The sequence below is a fragment of the Mesorhizobium sp. B264B1B genome (assembly GCF_020165765.1).
Taxonomy (GTDB): domain Bacteria; phylum Pseudomonadota; class Alphaproteobacteria; order Rhizobiales; family Rhizobiaceae; genus Mesorhizobium.
The window spans coordinates 259,139-278,776 of the sequence record NZ_JAIUIS010000005.1 but is presented as its reverse complement, the minus strand read 5'-3'; the positions used below and the strand labels follow the sequence as shown (position 1 = coordinate 278,776).

Below are 19,638 nucleotides of genomic sequence, written 5' to 3'. Positions count from 1 at the left end.
GTTTGAACTCACACCCCGGACTACATCGTTCGTGGCCTCATGCAATCACATCAGGCAGGTACGTTCCAGATGTCTTTCGCGTATTGGCGGATCGTGCGATCGGAAGAGAACCAGCCGACGCGCGCGACGTTGCGGATTGCCCTGGCGTACCAGTCCGGACTGTTGCGCCAGACGGCATCGACGTCTCGCTGGCAAGCGGCATAGGCGTCGAAATCCGCCGCGACCATGAACCAGTCGCTGTCGTAGAGACCATTGATGAGATCGCGGTAGCGGTTGGGATCATCGGGCGAAAAGACGCCCGATGAAACGGCCGCGAGCGCCTGCGACAGTTCGGGCGATGCCTCGATGACGCCACGCGGATCGTAGCCATTGTTGCGGCGCTCGGTGACCTCCGCCGTGGTCAGGCCGAAGATGAAGATGTTGTCGTCGCCGACGCATTCCTTGATTTCGACATTGGCGCCGTCGAGCGTGCCAATGGTCAGCGCGCCGTTCAGCGCGAACTTCATGTTGCCGGTGCCCGAAGCCTCCATGCCGGCGGTCGAGATCTGCTCGGAAAGGTCGGCAGCCGGCATCATGATCTCGGCGAGGCTGACATTGTAGTTCGGCACGAACACCACCTTGAGCAAGCCGCGAACGGCCGGATCGCGGTTGATGACCCTGGCGACGTCGTTGGCCAGTTTGATGATCAGCTTGGCATTGTGGTAGCTGGGCGCCGCCTTGCCGCCGAAGAATTTCACGCGCGGCATCCAGTCGCGCTCCGGATGCGAGCGGATCTGGTCGTAGAGCGCGACCGCCTCGAGGATGTTCAGGAGTTGGCGCTTGTATTCGTGGATGCGCTTGACCTGGATGTCGAACAGCGCCGAGGGATCAAGCCTGATACCGAGCCGGTCGGCGACGAGATTGGCCAACTTCACCTTGTTCTGCCGCTTCACGCCGGCGAATTTTTCGCGGAAAGCGGTATCGTCGGCAAAGGCATCGAGCCCCTTGATGGCCTCGATGTCATCCAGGAAGCGGTCGCCGATCGCCTCGCGGGCGAGTGCGGTCAGACCTGGGTTGCACTGGATCAGCCAGCGCCGCGGCGTGATGCCGTTGGTCTTGTTGTTGATGCGGTCGGGGTAGAGCGTGTGCAGGTCGGCGAATACCGTTTCCTTCATCAGCTCGGTATGCAGCGCCGAGACGCCGTTGATCGAATGCGAACCGACGAAGGCGAGATTGCCCATGCGCACGCGGCGGTCGCCATTCTCCTGGATCAGCGAGATGCGGCTGATCTGCTCGCCGGAGAACTGATTGGTGGCGCGCGCCTCGAGCAGCACCTGCGCGTTGATGGCGTAGACGATCTGCATATGGCGCGGCAAAAGCCGCTCGAACAGCGGCACCGGCCAGCTTTCCAGCGCCTCCGGCAGCAGCGTGTGGTTGGTATAGCCGAAGGTGCGTTTGGTGGTGTCCCAGGCCCGGTCGAAATCCATGCCGTGGACGTCCATCAGGAGGCGCATCAGCTCCGGCACGGCGATCGCCGGATGGGTGTCGTTGAGGTGTATTGCCGCCTTGTCGGGCAGCGACTTCAGGTCGCCATATTGACTGAGATGCCGCTGCACGATGTCCTGCAAAGAGGCGGTGGAGAAAAAATATTCCTGCCGCAGCCTGAGTTCCTGCCCTGCCATGTGGGAATCGGCGGGATAGAGCACGCGCGACAACGCGTCGGCCTTGTTGCTTTCGGCGAGTGCGCCGATGTGGTCGCCAGCATTGAACTTGTCGAGCAGAATCGGATCGACCGGCATGCCCGACCAAAGCCGCAAGGTGTTGACGCGGTTCCCCCGCCAGCCCACGACGGGTGTGTCGTAGGCGACGGCCAGCACATGCTCGGTCGGCTTCCAGACATGGCGTTCCAGCCGGCCATCCCTGGTGGTGACCGATTCCACCGAGCCGCCGAACCCGACCTCGAACGACCGTTCGCGGCGTTCGAACTCCCAGGGGTTACCGTGATCGAGCCAAGTCTCGGGCAATTCTACCTGCCAGCCGTCATGTATCTCCTGGCGGAACATGCCGTTGGCGTAGCGGATACCGTAGCCATGCGCGGGAATATCGACGGTGGCCATGCTTTCCATGAAGCAGGCGGCGAGCCGGCCGAGGCCGCCATTGCCAAGTGCTGCATCCGGCTCGAGCGTGGCGATGAGGTCGAGTTCCACACCCAGCGACGACAACGCCTCGCGCATGTTCTCCATCAGGCCGAGATTGGAGAAGGCGTCACGCATCAGGCGGCCGATGAGGAACTCCAGCGAGAGGTAATAGACGCGCTTTTCCTGCTGGGCGTAGGCCTCTTTCGTCGCCTGCATCCAGCGATCGACGATGCGGTCGCGCACGACCTTGATCGAGGCGGTCAGCCAATCGTACTGGGTGGCGACGGTGGTGTCCTTGCCGACCCTGTATTTGAGGGCCATCAAGACTTCCCTTGCGAGCGTCTTGGGGTCGGGATTTTCAAGTAGTGGCGGGAGGGGGTCGGATGTCATCGTGCGCGTCATGCTGCCTCTCGTGCGGTTGCCACGATCATACCGGCTTTCATCATTCATCCCAGCCCATGCTACCGCATTGCAGCAAACGTTCAATCGATTTAAGTAAGCCGGAGGCGACTTACCCAGCGGCAATTTGGCAGTTCAGGCCGCCAGCGCCGCCTCCGGCGGCGTCTTTGCCCCGGTCATGAATGCGACGGCATCGGACATTGTATGTTGTTTGGGATCGATGACGCACAGCCGACGACCCAGCCGATGGATGTGGATGCGGTCTGCCACTTCGAAGACATGCGGCATGTTGTGCGAGATCAGCACGATCGGCAGGCCCCGCTTCTTCACGTCGAGGATGAGTTCCAGCACGCGGCGGCTTTCCTTGACGCCAAGTGCTGCCGTCGGCTCGTCCATGATAACCATCTTAGAGCCGAAAGCGGCGGCGCGCGCCACTGCCACGCCCTGGCGCTGGCCGCCGGATAGCGTCTCCACCGCCTGGCTGATGTTCTGGATGGTCATCAGGCCGAGTTCAGTCAGCTTGTCGCGGGCGCGCTTTTCCATCGCCGGACGGTCGAGCATGCGAAGCCATTGGCCGACAAAGCCGGGCTTGCGGATCTCGCGGCCGAGAAACATGTTGTCGGCGATCGACAGCGCCGGCGACAGCGCCAGATTCTGGTAGACGGTCTCGATGCCGGCTTCGCGGGCCTCCATGGGCGACTTGAAGGCGACCGGTTTGCCCTCAAGCCGGATTTCGCCTTCATCGGGCACCACAGCGCCTGAAATCGCCTTGATGAGCGACGACTTGCCGGCGCCGTTGTCGCCGATAACAGCGAGGATTTCGCCGGGGTAGAGGTCGAAATCGGCATTGTCCAAGGCGGTGACGCGGCCGTAGCGCTTGACCAGTCCGCGAGCGGTGAGGATAGGGTCCTGGGTCATGCCGAAACCTTTCTGATCCATTGATCGACCGCCACGGCGCCGATGATCAGCACGCCGGTGAGCAGCACCTTCCATTGCGGATCGGCACCCAGCATGTTGAGGCCCATGGAGACGACACCGACGATCATCGCGCCGAACAGCGTGCCGAGGATCGAGCCGCGGCCGCCGAAAAGAGAAATACCGCCGATCACCGTGGCGGTAATCGCCTGCAGATTGTAGTCGGTCACGGCGGCCGACGGCGAGATCGACCCATTGCGACCGATGGAGACCCAGGCGGCGAAAGCGGCGATCAGCCCGGCCAGGGTATAGACCGTCATGAGCACCTTCTTGGTCTGGATACCCGACAGTTTCGCCGCCTCCTGGTCGTCGCCGACAGCGTAGACATGGCGGCCCCATGCCGTGTGATTGAGCACGTACCAAAGGAGCAGCACGAGCGCGACCATCGCAATCACGCCGGCCGTCAGCACAGCGGTGCCGACCTTGAAGCTGAGCGCGAACAGATGCAGCAGCGGCGCCTGAACATCGACGTCGGTGTCGCGGATCGTCTCATTGGCCGAATAAATGAAGTTCGTCGCCATGACGATGTTCCAGGTGCCGAGTGTCACGATGAATGGCGGCAGTTTCATGTAGGCGACAAGCACCCCGTTGAGCAGCCCGCAGGCAGCACCCGCGGCAAGTCCGATCGCTACGGCAAGGACGCTCGGCAGGCCGTAGCTGACGGCGCAATTGCCCATGATCACGGCCGAAATCACCATGATGACGCCAATCGAAAGGTCGATGCCGGCGGTGAGGATGACCAGGGTCTGGGCGGCACCCAGAATGCCGACGATGGCGATCTGCTGCAGGATCAGCGTCAGCGTGTAGGACGAGAAGAAACGCCCGCCAATGGTGAGGCCGAACACGATGATCGCCAGGACCAGAACGATCAGCGGCACCGCGGCTGGCGTCGAATGCAGAAAATGCTGGATGCGTCTGACCGCCGATTTATGCTCGTCAAACGCGGCAACGCTCGTGTCGCTGCCTGAGAGAACCTTCTCGAATTCCTGAGCTTGAGACATGTTTCCTCCCCGTAGGGTATCAGCCACGCGGCGACACCCGTCCACGCCTTTCCAGTCTCCTGCCGGGATTGTTCGCGGTCACGCGACCATCGTCCACCCGAAGCGGCCGGGGATCAAGTCCGGCCGCTCCGTTTTTCGTTGCCAGTCAGACCGGCATCAGCCCCAGCACTTGGCGAGGCCTTCCTTGGTGTCGATGGACTTCACGCCATTGGCCGGCTTGTCGGTCACCAGATTGACGCCGGTGTCGAAGAAGTTCTTGCCTTCGGTCGGCTTCGGCTTGGTGCCGTCCTTGGCGAAGTTGGCGATGGCCTCGATGCCGAGCGCCGCCATCTGCAGCGGATATTGCTGCGATGTCGCGCCGATGACGCCTTCGGCCACCGACTTCACGCCGGGGCAGCCGCCATCAACGGAGACGATCAGCACCTGGCTTTCCAGGCCGACGGCCTTGAGCGCCTGATAGGCGCCGACCGCGGCCGGCTCGTTGATGGTGTGGATGACGTTGATGGTGTTGTCCTTCTGCAGAAGGTTCTCCATCGCCTTGCGGCCGCCCTCCTCATTGCCGTTGGTGACGTCATGGCCGACGATGCGCGCGTCATCCTCGTCGCCGATCTTGTTAGGATCCTTCACGTCGATGCCGTAGCCCATCATGAAGCCCTGGTCGCGCAGCACGTCCACGGTCGGTTGCGAGGGGGTCAGGTCGAGAAAGCCGATCTTGGCGTCCTTGGCCTTGTCGCCGAGCGTCGCGGCGGCCCAGGCGCCGATCAGCTTGCCGGCCTCCAAATTGTCGGTGGCAAAGGTCGCGTCGGCGGCGTCGATCGGATCGAGCGGCGTGTCGAGCGCGATCACCAGCAGGCCGGCGTCACGCGCCTTCTTCACGGTCGGCACGATGCCCTTGGTGTCGGACGCGGTAATGAGGATGCCCTTGGCGCCGTCGGCGATGCAGCTCTCGATCGCCGCGACCTGGCTTTCGCTGTCGCCGTCGATCTTGCCGGCATAAGTCTTGAGGTCGACACCAAGCTCCTTGGCCTTGGCGGTCGCACCCTCCTTCATCTTGACAAAGAAGGGATTGGTGTCGGTCTTGGTGATCAGGCAGGCGCCGACACCGGCCGCGGATGCGGACGAGGCGAATGCCATCAGGCCCAGAGCGGCCGCCGCAAAAACGGTGGACTTCAACAGTTTTGTATTGGTCACGATTTTCCTCCCAGTGGAACATTCCGGATGCCGGCCAACCGGCATCCGTACGGCATCCAAGCAACCTCTCCCGGTGGGGATGCCTGCCTCAAATGACACCAGACCAATCTCTCTGTCAATAATTAAATCACTCTTATTTATTATTGACAGCCTTGCGCCGTTCGCACATTCTGTTCCAAAAGCCTCGAGGGGAAATGACGGGAGGAACAGGGGTGGAGACGGCCACTGCCAGGCATGGTTCGCCCGAGGCGAATGAGAGCCTTATTCACCGTGGTACCAACCAGAGCGGCATGCGGGACCACAATGAGCGGCTGGTGCTGTCGCTGGTGCGCCAGCATGGCAGCCTGGCGAAGTCCGACATCGCCCGCATGACCGGACTGTCGGCGCAAACCGTCTCCGTGATCATGCGCGAGCTCGAGGAGGAAAGCCTGCTGCTGCGGCAGGCGCCGCTGCGCGGCAAGATCGGCCAGCCCTCCATCCCCATGGCGCTCAATCCCGAAGGCGCGTTCTTCATCGGCCTGAAGATCGGCCGCCGCAGCGCCGAACTCGTGCTGATCGATTTCCTCGGCAATGTACGTTCGATGCTGCAGCATTCCTACCGCTACCCTGCCCCGCGCGAGACGGTGGAATTCGTCACATCAGGCATGAAGAAGATGCGTGGCGAGCTTTCGCCCGCGCAGGACAAACGCATAGCGGGACTCGGCATCGCCATGCCGTTCGAGCTCTGGAACTGGGCCGATACCGCCGGCGCGCCGCGCGACGTCATGGACGAATGGCGCCATCGCGATATCCGCGCCGACATCCAGGCGCAATGCGATTTTCCGGTCTATCTGCAGAACGACGCCACTTCGGCCTGCGGCGCGGAACTGGTCTTCGGCCAGGCAGGCGCCCCGCGTGATTTCGTCTATTTCTATATCGGCGCCTTTGCCGGCGGCGGCATCGTCCTCAACGGGCGGCTCTTTGGCGGCCCGACCGGCAACGCCGGCGCGCTGGGCTCCATGCCGGTGCCCGGACCGGAGGGAAAGCCGACCCAATTGATCGACGTGGCTTCGATCGCCATGCTCGAAAAAGCGCTCAATGCACGTGGCGTCGAGGCTTCGCATCTGTGGACGTCGCCCGAGGACTGGGGCGAGATCGGCGTCGAGCTCGACGACTGGATTACAAACGCCTCGCGGGCGCTCGCCTATGCCATCGTCGCGGCATCGTCCGTCATCGACTTCGAGGCGGCGGTGATCGACGGCTGGATGCCGACGCAGGTGCGCCGCAGGCTGGTCGACGCCGTCATCGCAACCATCGACACGGTCGATGCCGAGGGATTGAAACTGCCAAACGTCCGCGAAGGCACCGTCGGTATTCACGCGCGCGCTCTCGGGGGCGCCAGCCTGCCACTATCCGAGCGCTTCCTGATCGGTTCGACCACGATTTCCAGGAGCATCTGAATGCTGATCGGAATTCCGGCGCTGCTCGGTCCGGAGCTTCTGGCGATCCTGCGTGCGATGGGGCATGGCGACGAAATCGCCCTGGTCGATGGAAACTACCCGGCCGAAGAGCAGGCAAAGCGGCTGGTGCGGGCCGACGGCCACCATCTCATTCCGGTGCTGGACGCCATATTGAGCGTGCTGCCCGTCGATGACGTCGTGCCGGAGGCGCTGTTTCGCGCCTCGGCCAAGGGCGACCCCTCGCTCGCCGATCCCGTGCATCATGAAATCGAAGTGCTGTGTGCAAAACGCGCGCCCGGGCGCAAGGTGGTTGCGCTGGCCGGTGCCGACTTCTATGCACGCGTCAGGGCCGCGCACGCCATCGTCGCGACCAGCGAACCCAGGCTCTACGCCAACATCATCATCCGCAAGGGCGTGATCCATCCGCCGGAGACGACAAGACAATGATCCTTTGCTGCGGCGAGGCCCTGATCGATATGCTGCCGCGCACGACGACGGAGGGAGAACGGGCCTTCGCACCCTATGTCGGCGGCGCGGTGTTCAACACCGCCATTGCGCTCGGCCGGCTGGGCGCTCCTGCCAGCTTCTTCTCGGGCCTGTCGTCGGACCTGTTCGGCGGCCAGCTCCGCGAAGCGCTCGGGGCGAGCAAGGTCAGTTCCACCTATGCGCACACTTCGCCCCGGCCGACGACGCTCGCCTTCGTGCGGCTGAACGATGGCCAGGCAACCTACACTTTCTACGACGAGAACACCGCCGGGCGCATGCTGACCGGCGAGGATCTGCCGCAACTTGGTCCGGAGATCGAGGCCATGCTGTTCGGCGCCATCAGCCTTATTTCGGACCCGGCGGGGGCCGCCTACGAGGAATTGATGAAGCGCGAGCATGGTCGTCGCGTCATGATGCTCGACCCCAACATCCGGCCGAACTTCATCCCGGACAAGGCAAAGCATCTGAAGCGTATCCGCGAGATGATGGCGATGGCCGATATCGTGAAACTCTCGGATGAAGATCTTCACTGGTTCGACGAAGCCGGCTCGCACGAGGACGTCGTGCGCAACTGGCTCGACCGCGGACCCAAGCTGATCGTCGTCACCCATGGCAGCGAAGGCGCCGTCGGCTACACCAGGGACCACACAGTCAGCGTAACGCCGCGAAAAGTCGAGGTGGTCGATACGGTCGGCGCCGGTGATACGTTCAATGCCGGCATCCTCGCCTCGCTGCATGAGCAGGGCCGGCTAACGAAAGCGGCGATTTCAGGCCTTTCCGAGGACGCCATCCGTGCGGCCCTGACACTCGGCGCCAAAGCGGCGGCGGTGACGGTATCGCGGGCCGGCGCCAATCCGCCCTGGCGCCATGAGATCGCCTGAGTGGCGCGCCAGAGGAACGAATCCGAATTAACAGGTTCCTTGGAACCTTCGCCGGCGCGCTGTTGATGAGGTAGTAAAGAAACCCGCCTGTGCGGCGGGTCCTTGGCGCAACTCAGCACCATAGGCAAATATCTAGCATAGTTGCCTTCACCCCGTCAAGAAAAAATTCCTATCTTCGGATAGCTGCCGCACTGCGGACTGGCCGTTCTCAGGCCTTGGCTGACCCAAGTTCGGGCCGTGGTAAGGCCCAACATGGATTGAGCCGGCCGATCACTTTATGTTTAGCAGGGTCGACTCTGGGGTTATAAGGCCGTAATTGCGCCGCACGAATCCCGGATTTCCGGCATCCGGCTGACCGACACCGGAAAATGCGGTAACAGACTGCCACGACCGGGCAATTTGTCGCTCCGCGCGCCCGGCTTTCTCGGCAGGCGCAATTCTGATACCAGCGGGTCGAGGCTAGACCGCCCGGTTAAAATCGTTTGAGGACGACATGCAGTTCATCGATCTTGGCGCACAGCGCGAACGAATCCGCGACCGGCTGAGGGCCGCGATCGACCATGTCGTTGAGGACGGCCGCTATATCCTCGGTCCCCAGGTAGCCGAATTCGAGAAAAAGCTCGCCGCCTATGTCGGCGTCAAGCACGTCGTGGCCTGCGCCAACGGCACCGACGCACTGCTTTTGCCGCTGTTCGCCGCCGGGATCGGCCCGGGCGATGCCGTGTTCGTTCCGAGCTTCACCTTTGCCGCCACGGCGGAAGTGGTGGCGCTGGCCAAGGCCGAGCCGGTTTTCGTCGACGTCGATCCCAAGACCTACAACATCGACATCGCCAGCCTCGAGGCGGCGATCACGATGATCAAGAAAGAAGGCCGGCTGAAGCCCAGGGCGATCATTCCGGTCGACCTCTTCGGCCTTGCCGCCGACTACGATGCCATCATGGCGATCGCCCACCGAGAAGGCCTGATGGTGATCGAGGATGCCGCCCAATCAATGGGCGGTTCGGCGGACGGCAAGATGTGCGGGTCGTTAGGCACGGTCGGCTCGACCAGTTTCTATCCGGCGAAGCCGCTCGGCTGCTACGGCGACGGCGGAGCGATGTTCACCAACGACGACGCCTTGGCCGACAAGCTGCGCTCCTTCGCCTTCCACGGCAAGGGCGAGACGCAATATGACAACATCCGGGTCGGCATCAATTCACGGCTCGACACGCTGCAGGCCGCGATCCTGATCGAAAAGCTCGCCATTCTCGAGGACGAGATGGTTGCCCGGCAAATGGTGGCGAACCGTTATGCCGAAGGGCTTGCTGATGTCGTCACGGCAGCCCGCAACCTGGACGGCAGCCGCTCGGCCTGGGCGCAATACGCCATCGAGACGCCCAAGCGCGACGGGCTGAAGGCGCATCTCGGCGAAAAAGGCATTCCGTCGGTCATCTACTATGTGAAGCCGCTGCACGAGCAGATCGCCTATCGCGACTATCCGAGAACGCCGACCGGCCTTGCCGTATCCGAGCAATTGCCCAAGCGCATCCTGTGCCTGCCGATGCATCCCTATCTCAGCGAAGCCGATCAGGACCGGATCATCGAGACGATCCGCAACTATATCGGATCGAACTCGGCGCAGGCCGCGGCCGAGTAACCAGCCGACTTCAGGCGGAGCTTGCCCCTGCCCTGCCGCTGGCGATGAAATGCGGATTGGCAAAATCCGCATCGCCGCCCTGGTCTCGCTTGCCATACATCAAGGGCTGTCCATCCAACGTGCGCGTGATGCCGCCCGCGGCGCGCAGCACGGCATCGCCGGCTGCGGTATCCCACTCCATGGTACGACCGAAGCGCGGATAAATGTCCGCCTCGCCATTGGCGACCAGACAGAATTTCAGCGACGAGCCGACAGAGACGATCTCGGCGATGCCTAGGTCACGAATATAGGCTTCGGTTTCGGGCGTGTTGTGGGAGCGGCTCGCAACCACCGCCAGCGGCGTCGCAGCCGCCCTCACCGAAATCGGCCGGCGAGAGACGATGCGGAAGTCGCCATCTATTTCGAGGAATTCCGCCTTGCCCGGCAGCCCGGAAAAGAACCGGCCCGTGCAGGGCGCGAAAACGACGCCGACTTCCGGCACGCCGTGGCGGACAAGCGCGATGTTGACGGTGAAATCGGTGCGGCGATTGACGAATTCCTTGGTGCCGTCCAGCGGATCGATCAGGAAGAAAGCCCCGTCCAGGTCCGGCGGCACGATGCCGGCGGATGCTTCCTCCTCGGCCACGCAGGGAATGTCGGGAAAGGCCGCACGCAATCCGGCCAGAATGATCTTCTCGCTCTCGCGGTCCGCCTCGGTCACCGGCGAGGAATCTGATTTCTGGTCGACCGCGCAGCCGGCGTGGAACACACGCATGACCTCGCGGCCGGCCGCCAAAGCGAGCCCCTCGAAAATTTCGAGCATTGACCTGTCGTCAGATGCCGCCGCCATTGTCGTATTGGTCTTCGGCAATGTCACGCTCGTTCAGCCAGTGTTCCAGGGCATCTACCATCTCCTCGGCCGATTTGCCGAGCGTCTTCAGATGGATTTCCGGTTTTTCCGGCGCTTCGTAAGGCGAGTCGACACCGGTGAAATTCTTGATCTCGCCATTGAGCGCGCGGGCGTAGAGGCCTTTCGGGTCACGCCTGGCGCATTCCTCGAACGGCGTGTCGACGAACACTTCGACGAACTCGCCTTCGGCCATCAATTCGCGGGCCATGCGCCGCTCGGCGCTGAAAGGCGAAATGAAGGAAACGATGACGATCAGCCCTGCATCGGCCATGAGGCGGGCCACTTCGGCGACGCGGCGGATGTTTTCGACGCGGTCGGCGTCGGTAAAGCCGAGATCCCGGTTGAGGCCGTGGCGGACATTGTCGCCGTCGAGAATGTAGGTATGGCGCCCGGAGGCAAACAGCTTCTTCTCGAACAGGTTGGCGATGGTCGATTTGCCCGAGCCCGACAGCCCGGTGAACCAGAACACGGCGGGCCGCTGGTTCTTGATGTCGGCACGTACCCGCTTGCCGACATCGAGCGATTGCCAATGGATGTTCTCGGCACGGCGCAGCGAATGCAGGATCATGCCGGCGCCGACCGTGGCGTTGCTGATGCGGTCGATCAGGATGAACGCGCCGGTTGTACGGTTCTCGGCGAAGGTGTCGAAAGCGATCGGCGTGCGCGTCGAGATGTTGCAGATGCCCACTTCGTTCATCTCGAGCGACTTGGCAGCTTCACGGGCAAAGTCATTGACATTGACCCGATATTTCAAATCGGTGACGGTAGCGCTGGTCTGGTCGGTCTCGGTGCGCAGGATATAGGAGCGGCCCGGCAACAGCGCATGTTCGTCGAACCAGACGATGTTGGCGGCGAACTGGTCGGCGACCTGCGGGCGTGCCGCAGGCGCCACCAGCATGTTGCCCCGGGAAATCTCGACCTCGTCATCGAGGACAAGCGTGATGGCCTGGCCGGCAACCGCCTGGGCGAGGTCGCCACCCTGCGCGACGATGCGTCTGACGCGGGAGGATTTGCCCGATTTGGCGACGACGACCTCGTCGCCTTGCGAGATCGCGCCCGAGGCGATCGTTCCGGCGAAGCCGCGAAAATCGAGATTGGGGCGGTTGACGTACTGCACCGGAAAACGGAACGGCAGCTCGGCCGCGGCCTCGTCGACCGAAACGGTTTCGAGATGTTCGATCAGCGTCGGGCCGGAATACCATTCCATCCTGTCGGAGCGGCCGGTGACGTTGTCGCCGTAGCGCGCCGACATCGGGATCGGCACGATGGTCTCAAAGCCGAGATCGCGCGAAAATTGCAGATAGTCCTGCGTGATCCGGTCGAAGACCGCCTGGTCGAAATCGACGAGATCGATCTTGTTGACGGCCAGCACGATATGGCGGATGCCGAGCAGCGAGGCGATGATCGAGTGGCGCCTGGTCTGGCGCAGCACGCCTTGCCGCGCATCGATCAGCACGATTGCCAGGTCGGCGGTGGACGCGCCGGTCGCCATGTTACGCGTGTACTGCTCGTGGCCGGGCGTGTCGGCGACAATGAATTTGCGCTTTGGCGTGGCGAAGAAGCGATAGGCGACGTCGATGGTGATGCCTTGTTCGCGCTCGGCTTCGAGACCGTCGACAAGCAGTGCGAAATCGATGTCGTCGCCGGTCGTGCCGTGCTTGCGCGAATCGCGTTCGAGCGCGGCGAGCTGGTCCTCGAAAATCTGCTTGGTGTCCGAGAGCAGGCGGCCGATCAGCGTCGACTTGCCATCGTCGACGGAGCCGCAGGTGAGGAAGCGCAGCAGCGATTTCTTCTCCTGCGCCGCCAGATAATCGCGGACGCCGTCGGTAGGTGCGAGGCTCTTTGCCATGATGTGGCGCATGGTCAGAAATACCCCTCGCGCTTCTTCTTTTCCATCGAGCCGGCTTCGTCCCGGTCGATCAGGCGGCCCTGCCGTTCGGAGGTGCGCGCGGTCAGCATCTCGCCGACGATAGCTTCCAGCGTGTCTGCTTCCGATTCGATAGCGCCGGTCAGCGGGTAGCAGCCGAGCGTGCGGAAGCGCACCAGCCGATTCTCGATCGCCTCACCGGGGCGCAATTTCATGCGATCGTCGTCCTTGAGGATGAGCATGCCATCGCGTTCCACGACCGGCCGCTGCTTGGCGAAATAGAGCGGCACGATCGGGATGTTCTCCTGCAGGATGTACTGCCAGATGTCGAGCTCGGTCCAGTTGGACAGCGGAAAGACGCGGATCGATTCACCCGTGGCGATGCGGGTGTTGAAGATCTTCCACATTTCGGGGCGCTGATTCTTCGGATCCCAGACGTGCTGGGCGTTGCGGAAGGAAAAGATGCGCTCCTTGGCGCGCGATTTTTCCTCGTCGCGGCGGGCGCCGCCAAAGGCGGCATCGAAACCGTATTTGTCGAGCGCCTGGCGCAGCGCCACGGTCTTCATCACATGGGTGTGCGTGTTCGAGCCATGATCGAAGGGATTGATGTTGTCGCGCACGCCATCCTGGTTGACGTGAACCAGGAGATCGAAACCGAGTTTTTGCGCCATCTGATCGCGAAAGGCGATCATCTCGCGAAATTTCCAGGTTGTGTCGACATGAAGGAACGGAAAGGGCGGCTTGGCGGGATAGAACGCCTTCATCGCCAGGTGCATCAGCACGGACGAATCCTTGCCTACGGAATAGAGCATGACCGGCTTGGCGAAGGCGGCCGCGACTTCACGGAATATGTGGATTGACTCGGCCTCAAGCCGCTGCAGGTGCGTAAGCGCTGTTGTCATGGCCTGTCTAGCGTTCTCTCGTGCCTTCCGACAGAAGACCTGGCATCAAATCATCGGGCTTCCCGCCCGGTTCAAGCTTGCTTCTGGACAATGTTATTCTTGCGGGCGTTCTAGCAGATCGCCGCTGCCCAGAACAATGCAAGACGCGCCTGGCAAGGAGTGGTTCGGGAATGAATTTTCCATCCATGCGTCAAAATGCGGAAATTCCTGCTTGTCACGCCGGCGGCTGAGAAAATGCGGGGGAAAAAATTGCTTGATGAAAAGCACGCAGTCTTCGCCGCGCCCAAATCCGATCGTCTGCCAGCGACTACCGATTTTCGGTGGCAATCGGCCTTGATGCACTTTCAGAAAAAGACCCAAGCCGCTATACCGGCCCCTGAAAGCGGGCAGATGCACGATGCGACACGGGCAATTTCGGCAGGGCTATGTTTGCCGCCGTCAGACAATCCGCCGTGTGAAGCGTCCGAGAATGGTGAGCCGCCCTTGAGCCAGCTTTCATCGATAAGACGGCAGTTCTCGCCCGCGCGGATCAATATCTATTTTTCCATCGCTTGCTTCTTTTTTCCACCGGTCCTGGGGTCTGTGGTGAGCTTCGTGTTCAACGGCGGCGGCCTGTGGTCGGTTCTTTTGATCGCCTCGAAAAAGAGGCGCTTCAACATCGACCGGGCGATGATGGCGCTCACGATCGCGATCTATGCCTATTGCGCGGCAAATCTCCTGGCTTCGCTCGCCAATAACGCAATTGTCAGGGATGCGCCGCATCTGATCCCGCTCGTCACCTTCCTGTTTTTCCCCCTCTCCTATTCAACCTGGAGCATTACGCAGAAAACAACCCTTGTCCGGATCATAATCCTCAGCAGCATGGCCGCCTGTTTCGTCGCGCTGCTGTTGGCGATCATCCAGCAATATTGGATCGGGATGAGGGCGGAGGGCGGAGCGGGAAATGCGATAGTGTTCGCCACGGTCGTCTGCCTTGCAGTGATGGCCTGCGTGGCCGGTGCCCTGTCGGGCATCGAAAGGCACAAGAGTGCGCTGATCTGCGCAGCGCTCGGCGGAACGATCGCCATCATCTATTCCGGCACGCGCATCATCTGGCTGGCGCTGCTGATTTCCGGCATTGCCGTGCTGTTGATCAACCAGCATTGGCTGAAAGGGAAGAATGCCGTCCGTCTGCTGCTTCTGCTGGCGGCGATCGGCGTCGCGGTCGCCGCTATCGGCTTCCATACAATATCCGACAGATTTGATTTTCTGCGCTCTGATTGGGACGCGCTTGGGGCGCACGGCAATTCCGACACCTCGCTTGGAATACGTGTTGCCCTCTGGGACATCGGCCTGAAGGCATTCCGCGACATGCCCTTGTTCGGACACGGAGTGGGCGCCAACCAGCTCTTGATCAGGCAGGGCTTCCAAGACCTGTTCGCGAAAACGGCAGGTTTCAATCATTTCCACAATGGCTTCCTGACGGCATTGGTACAGGCGGGCATCCTGGGCGCCGTGACTTTGGCGGCGATCTTTGTCGTCGCCGGCAGAAACGCCGCCCTGGTCCTGCGCAACAGCGCCGACCCGATCGAGCGCTTTGGCGCCACCATGGTCGTCGTCATGGTGATCATCTACCTGACGGCTGGGATGACAGGCATCCTGATCGGCCAAGACATCCTGGATTCGGTGTTCATGGTCTTCCTGGTATCCGGGACCTATCTTGCGTCGGGACGTCAGGCCCCGTTGCCGGAAGAGATGCCGCTTCCGCCAGTCACGCAATAGCGGCTCCGGGCAAGGCAATGAAGGTCTTGGTCACAGGCGCATCGGGCTTCATCGGACGTCTCGTCGTGCAAAGGCTTCGCGAGGCAGGCGTGGAGGTTCGCCTCGCCTCGCGCTATCCCGAAAGCCTCGCTTCGGGCAGCGACATCGTCGCCTTGCCGCGTTTCGATGCGCCGGCCAAGGCCTTCCTTGCCGTCACCCGCGATGTCACGGACGTCGTTCATTGCGCCGGCCTGAACAATGATCACGGCAGTGCCACCGAAGCCGACTACCGAGCCGCCAACGCGGAACTGAGCGCGCGGCTGGCGCATGCGGCCGCCATGCAGGCAAGCGGACGCTTCATCCAACTGTCATCGGTCCGGGCCGTGATCGGCGCCCGCGTCAGCGCAACGATCGACGAGCATACGGTCCCCGATCCGCAATGCGCCTACGGGCGCTCGAAACGCGAGGGCGAGATCAGGGTCCTGGACGCCTATGCATCGCACGGCCGCGCCGACGCCGCCGTGCTGCGCCTGCCGGCGGCCTACGCAAGCGGCATGAAGGGCAATCTGGCAATGCTGATGCGCCTGGCCGATACGGGCCTGCCGCTGCCGACAGGTATTCTGACAGGAACCCGCTCGCTGGTGTCGGCCGACGCAGCGGCGCAAGCCGTGCGGCATTTGTTGGCTCATCCGGGGCCGCTTAGCCCTGCCTATATAGCCAGCGATGTGCCTCCGGTGTCGGTGGCAGCCGTCGTAAGCGCCTTCCGTAAGGGACTTGGGCGGCCGGTGCGCCTGGCTGCCGTACCGGCCAGCCTGATGCGGATGGCCGCGGTCGCGCTAGGCAAGCGGGCGTTTTGGGAAAGCATGACGGCGACACAGATATGCGACCCTTCCCTGCTCGTCTCGCAGGGCTGGCTGCCGGAAACAGCGACGCTTGATCGTCTAAGCGAAATCGCGGCGCGCAGCAGGCAAGCTCAACCTGGATAAATCGTCGCGAGCAGGATGCGAAGATCAAGGCCGATCGAGGCGACCTTGAGATAGTCGGCATCGGTTTCGGCCAATAGGGCCGGGTCCGACATGTCGATGCCCTTGACCTGAGCCAGGCCGGTGATGCCGGGAAGCGCCGATGAAACGCCCAGCCGTCGGCGGCACTCGATCAGCTCGGTTTGCGTCGGCAGACAGGGACGCGGTCCGACCAAGCTCATCTCGCCCTTCAGAACATTCCAGAACTGCGGCAGCTCATCGAGCTTGAACTTCCGCAGGGTCTTTCCGGCCGGCGTCACGGCATTCGCCGGCGCCTCGTGCGAAGGCAAGGATGGCGTGCCGACATACATCGTGCGCAATTTGTGACAGCGAAAGAGCACGCCATCGCGGCCAACCCGCGTTTGAGAAAAGATGGCCGGACCGGGCGACGATATACGAACAGCCAGGACAGCGAGCGCCAGGACGGGTGAAGTGACCAGGAGCAGCAGCGCCGCGCCGGCAAGATCGAAGATTTGCTTGGCTGTCTTCATGAACCGCCGATAGTGCTCGTTGCCAAAACCAAAGACGAAATACGAATCCGCTCGACGTAGCATGAGGCTATCGCTCGACCAAGCTCGACCCCTCGCCTGCTCGGATGCGCCAGCAGAGGAATGCCAGCCAGCGCCCCAGGGTCCCGAAGGTCCGCCGATAAATGCCGCTCTTGCGCAGATTGCTCAAGCGCCGAAGAAGGCCAGGGTCTTTTGAAGCATCAGTTCGCCTGCCCGGCCGCTTTCGGGATCACGGCCTCAGGCACGTCCCCTCTTACCTTCTTGGTATGGTCAAGACCCGCAAGCACCGCGAGCGAGGATGCCTTGTCCTGGCTCTTCACGGATTGCTGCAGGGCCGCAAGCGCCGCCTGGACATCGGACCATTCCGCGACATCGGTGCTCAGGCCAAAAATCTTGGAAATGCCGAGTTCGACCAGCTCCTCATCCTCACCATGCAACGTTTCATGGAGTTTTTCACCGGGCCGGATTCCGGTGAAGCGAATGGGGATGTCCGTGTATGGGCTTTTTCCGGACATGCGGATCATCGTCTCGGCAACTTCGAGGATCGGCACCGGTTTGCCCATGTCGAGCATGTAGACGGCGTAGTCGTCGCCGGCTTTCCGCGAGGCGGCATCGGCCGCCGACATGATGACGAGGTCGACGGCTTCGGCCACGGTCATGAAATAGCGCGTCATGCGCCGGTCGGTTATGGTGACCGGACCTCCGGCCTCGATCTGCGCCTGGAATATGGTTGCGACCGAGCCATTGCTGCCAAAGACATTGCCGAACCGAACGGCTATGAACTTGGTGGCGGGGCGCCGGGCGCCGGGCTCGCCGGCGGGCGTTTCATGCAAGGCGCTGACGATCTGTTCGGCCGCCCGCTTCGTCAGGCCCAGCACGGATGTCGGGTCCACGGCCTTGTCGCTCGAAACAAGCACGAATTGCTTGACGCCGCATTTGGCGGCAACCTCGGCACAGACAAGCGTTCCGAAGACATTGGTCTGGATGGCCGAATCCCAGTTTTCCTCGAGCAAAGGCACATGCTTCAGTGCCGCGGCGTGGAAAACGATGTCCGGCTTGAACTCGGTGACGACACGCGTCATCTGGCGCCGGTCGGCGACATCGACAATGCGGACCTTGAGGCGGTCATGGTCCTTCTCTTCGACATATTGGCTCAACTGGAAAATGCCGAACTCGGAATTATCGACAACCAGCACCGCCTCCGCGCCCAGTTCCAGTGACCTCTTGACCAGGGTGCGGCCGATGGAACCGGCGCCGCCGGTGACCAGGACGCGCTTGCCGCCGACGAAGGCCCCGATGCGTTCGATGTCGGACGGAACCGTGGGGCGGCGCAGGATCGTTTCCATCTCGACCTCGTCGAGAACGAGCTTTCCTTCCTGGCCAAGCTGCGAAAGCCCCGAGAACTGCACCACCGCTATGTCGCCTTGCCGGGCAACACGGACGAGCTCCGAATACTCCTCGATCTCATGTTCGGCGCCGCTGCCGAAAATCAGCAGGTCCAGGCTTGTCGTACCCTTGGCGTATTCTTCCAGCACCTCGATCAGGCGGGGGCGGGTGGCCACGACGGGAACGCCCTGGATCCGAGTGCCCTGCGGAACACCGTGCTCAATCGCCATAATCCCTGCAATTGAATACTCTACAGGCTGCGTCGTGCGCGTGAAACGGATGATTACGTCGGCCTCGCTCAGCTTGCCGACAAACACCGCTCTCTTGGTCGAAGCCTTGCCGCGACTCAGAATGCGCCAGCTCGCGCCGTCGCGAAAGAACCGGTAGAAAATCCGGGGCGCCGAGATGATCGTGAAAGAAACCAGGAAGAAGACGATGAACTGGCGCTCATTGAGGCCCGCCACCGGCTGAAAGGAACGAACAAAAAGCGAAACACAGTAAAGGACGATGGTCAGTATTGCGCAGCCCTTCAGGATGTTGAAGAAATCCGGCGTCGAGGCGAAGCGCCACACAGTATTGTAGAGGCCGCAATATCTGAATAACAGATGACTAAGAATAATGATGCTCGCCCAGCAAGCGAAACCCGCTGGAGAGAACGCTTCGAACGACAGCCTCGACTGCGATAAAGTCAGGCTAAGCGCCACCGCCACCAGAACCATGGCGATGTCTTGAATCATGATGATGGCGCGACGCATTGTGGGCCGGAGTCCGGGTACAGCTTCTACATAGGATTTCATCGGACGGTACTGAACTCCAGGCGCGAAGACTTCAATACTAAAGTGGCTCTAGAGCGAATACCATCCGTCACCGGCGGCTTCTTTTTAGTACCAAATCTTCGGCCCCCGCCGCGTGTATCGCATAGCGTGGACTTGAAATCATCGCCAGAGATTTTTTCATAGGTTGGCGGGTGAAGAGAAAGTCCGTTTGATCAAGATCTTGCACATCAACTGCAAAGAGCCCTAGAGTCCGACAGCAACTCAGGATAGAGAGAGGGGTCGGCCGGAGAGGTCAATCCTTGACTACTCTTTGCCCTGGTGCGGTCTGCTCTCGACCTATGGCCTATGGTTCCGCAGATATCAAGCGGTTCGAGAATGCCGGCAGCGCGATCGTGAGGCCATCGCTCGGTCCTTGACGCCAG

At 61.9% G+C, this 19,638-nt stretch carries 15 protein-coding genes; 6 read left to right on the top strand and 9 right to left on the bottom strand.

Annotation, left to right across the window (positions count from 1 at the left end):
• Positions 1-50 precede the first annotated feature (50 nt).
• The 4 genes from LB547_RS12885 to LB547_RS12870 all read right to left on the bottom strand — a co-directional run bounded on the left by LB547_RS12885 (position 51) and on the right by LB547_RS12870 (position 5,626).
• Positions 51-2,519 carry a glycogen/starch/alpha-glucan phosphorylase gene (locus LB547_RS12885; RefSeq protein WP_140762627.1) on the bottom strand — a complete coding sequence of 823 codons (2,469 nt, stop codon included), beginning with the start codon at positions 2,517-2,519 and terminating at the stop codon, positions 51-53.
• A 132-nt stretch (positions 2,520-2,651) separates the two neighbouring features.
• Complete coding sequence (locus tag LB547_RS12880) at positions 2,652-3,434, bottom strand: ATP-binding cassette domain-containing protein (protein WP_140495053.1); 783 nt, start codon at positions 3,432-3,434, stop codon at positions 2,652-2,654.
• Positions 3,431-4,492, bottom strand: a complete 1,062-nt coding sequence (locus tag LB547_RS12875; protein ID WP_140494823.1) for an ABC transporter permease — start codon at positions 4,490-4,492, stop codon at positions 3,431-3,433. The genes LB547_RS12880 and LB547_RS12875 overlap by 4 nt, the downstream gene beginning before the upstream one ends.
• Before the next feature lie 156 nt (positions 4,493-4,648).
• A complete protein-coding gene (locus LB547_RS12870; RefSeq protein ID WP_404927863.1) occupies positions 4,649-5,626 on the bottom strand; it encodes a sugar ABC transporter substrate-binding protein in 978 nt (325 codons plus the stop codon).
• Positions 5,627-5,895: 269 nt separating this feature from the next.
• Here LB547_RS12870 and LB547_RS12865 point away from each other — a divergent pair, with 269 nt between their 5' ends.
• The 4 genes from LB547_RS12865 to LB547_RS12850 all read left to right on the top strand — a co-directional run bounded on the left by LB547_RS12865 (position 5,896) and on the right by LB547_RS12850 (position 10,125).
• Positions 5,896-7,122, top strand: coding sequence for an ROK family transcriptional regulator (locus tag LB547_RS12865; RefSeq protein WP_140762630.1), 1,227 nt, complete (start codon positions 5,896-5,898; stop codon positions 7,120-7,122).
• Positions 7,123-7,569: an RbsD/FucU family protein gene (locus LB547_RS12860; protein ID WP_140514913.1), complete on the top strand. Its 447-nt coding sequence runs from the start codon at positions 7,123-7,125 to the stop codon at positions 7,567-7,569. It begins immediately after the preceding gene.
• Positions 7,566-8,489 (top strand): carbohydrate kinase family protein, encoded by a 924-nt coding sequence (locus LB547_RS12855; RefSeq protein ID WP_140494831.1) that lies wholly within the window; start codon positions 7,566-7,568, stop codon positions 8,487-8,489. The genes LB547_RS12860 and LB547_RS12855 overlap by 4 nt, the downstream gene beginning before the upstream one ends.
• 493 nt (positions 8,490-8,982) lie before the next feature.
• Positions 8,983-10,125, top strand: coding sequence for a DegT/DnrJ/EryC1/StrS family aminotransferase (locus LB547_RS12850; RefSeq protein WP_140762633.1), 1,143 nt, complete (start codon positions 8,983-8,985; stop codon positions 10,123-10,125).
• A gap of 10 nt (positions 10,126-10,135) precedes the next feature.
• Here the strand turns inward: LB547_RS12850 and cysQ are convergent, their stop codons facing one another.
• Genes cysQ through cysD form a run of 3 tightly spaced genes read right to left on the bottom strand, consistent with a single transcriptional unit; the run spans position 10,136 to position 13,783 of the window.
• Positions 10,136-10,927: a 3'(2'),5'-bisphosphate nucleotidase CysQ gene (cysQ, locus tag LB547_RS12845; RefSeq protein WP_181165144.1), complete on the bottom strand. Its 792-nt coding sequence runs from the start codon at positions 10,925-10,927 to the stop codon at positions 10,136-10,138.
• Positions 10,928-10,937: 10 nt separating this feature from the next.
• Entirely contained in the window at positions 10,938-12,875 is a 1,938-nt protein-coding gene (gene cysN, locus LB547_RS12840; RefSeq protein WP_181167193.1) for a sulfate adenylyltransferase subunit CysN, read from the bottom strand.
• A 2-nt stretch (positions 12,876-12,877) separates the two neighbouring features.
• Entirely contained in the window at positions 12,878-13,783 is a 906-nt protein-coding gene (gene cysD / locus LB547_RS12835; RefSeq protein ID WP_140494839.1) for a sulfate adenylyltransferase subunit CysD, read from the bottom strand.
• A 483-nt stretch (positions 13,784-14,266) separates the two neighbouring features.
• Between cysD and LB547_RS12830 the strand changes: the two genes are divergently transcribed.
• Positions 14,267-15,544, top strand: a complete 1,278-nt coding sequence (locus tag LB547_RS12830; RefSeq protein ID WP_140495055.1) for an O-antigen ligase family protein — start codon at positions 14,267-14,269, stop codon at positions 15,542-15,544.
• A 17-nt stretch (positions 15,545-15,561) separates the two neighbouring features.
• Positions 15,562-16,509: an NAD-dependent epimerase/dehydratase family protein gene (locus LB547_RS12825; protein ID WP_140762636.1), complete on the top strand. Its 948-nt coding sequence runs from the start codon at positions 15,562-15,564 to the stop codon at positions 16,507-16,509.
• On the opposite strand, the gene LB547_RS12820 is transcribed toward LB547_RS12825, so the two are convergent.
• Both LB547_RS12820 and LB547_RS12815 read right to left on the bottom strand, forming a co-directional pair.
• Entirely contained in the window at positions 16,497-17,036 is a 540-nt protein-coding gene (locus LB547_RS12820; protein ID WP_140494844.1) for a sugar transferase, read from the bottom strand. The genes LB547_RS12825 and LB547_RS12820 overlap by 13 nt on opposite strands.
• A gap of 218 nt (positions 17,037-17,254) precedes the next feature.
• On the bottom strand, positions 17,255-19,237 hold the full coding sequence (locus LB547_RS12815; RefSeq protein ID WP_181178012.1) for a nucleoside-diphosphate sugar epimerase/dehydratase: 1,983 nt from the start codon (positions 19,235-19,237) through the stop codon (positions 17,255-17,257).
• Positions 19,238-19,638 lie beyond the last annotated feature (401 nt).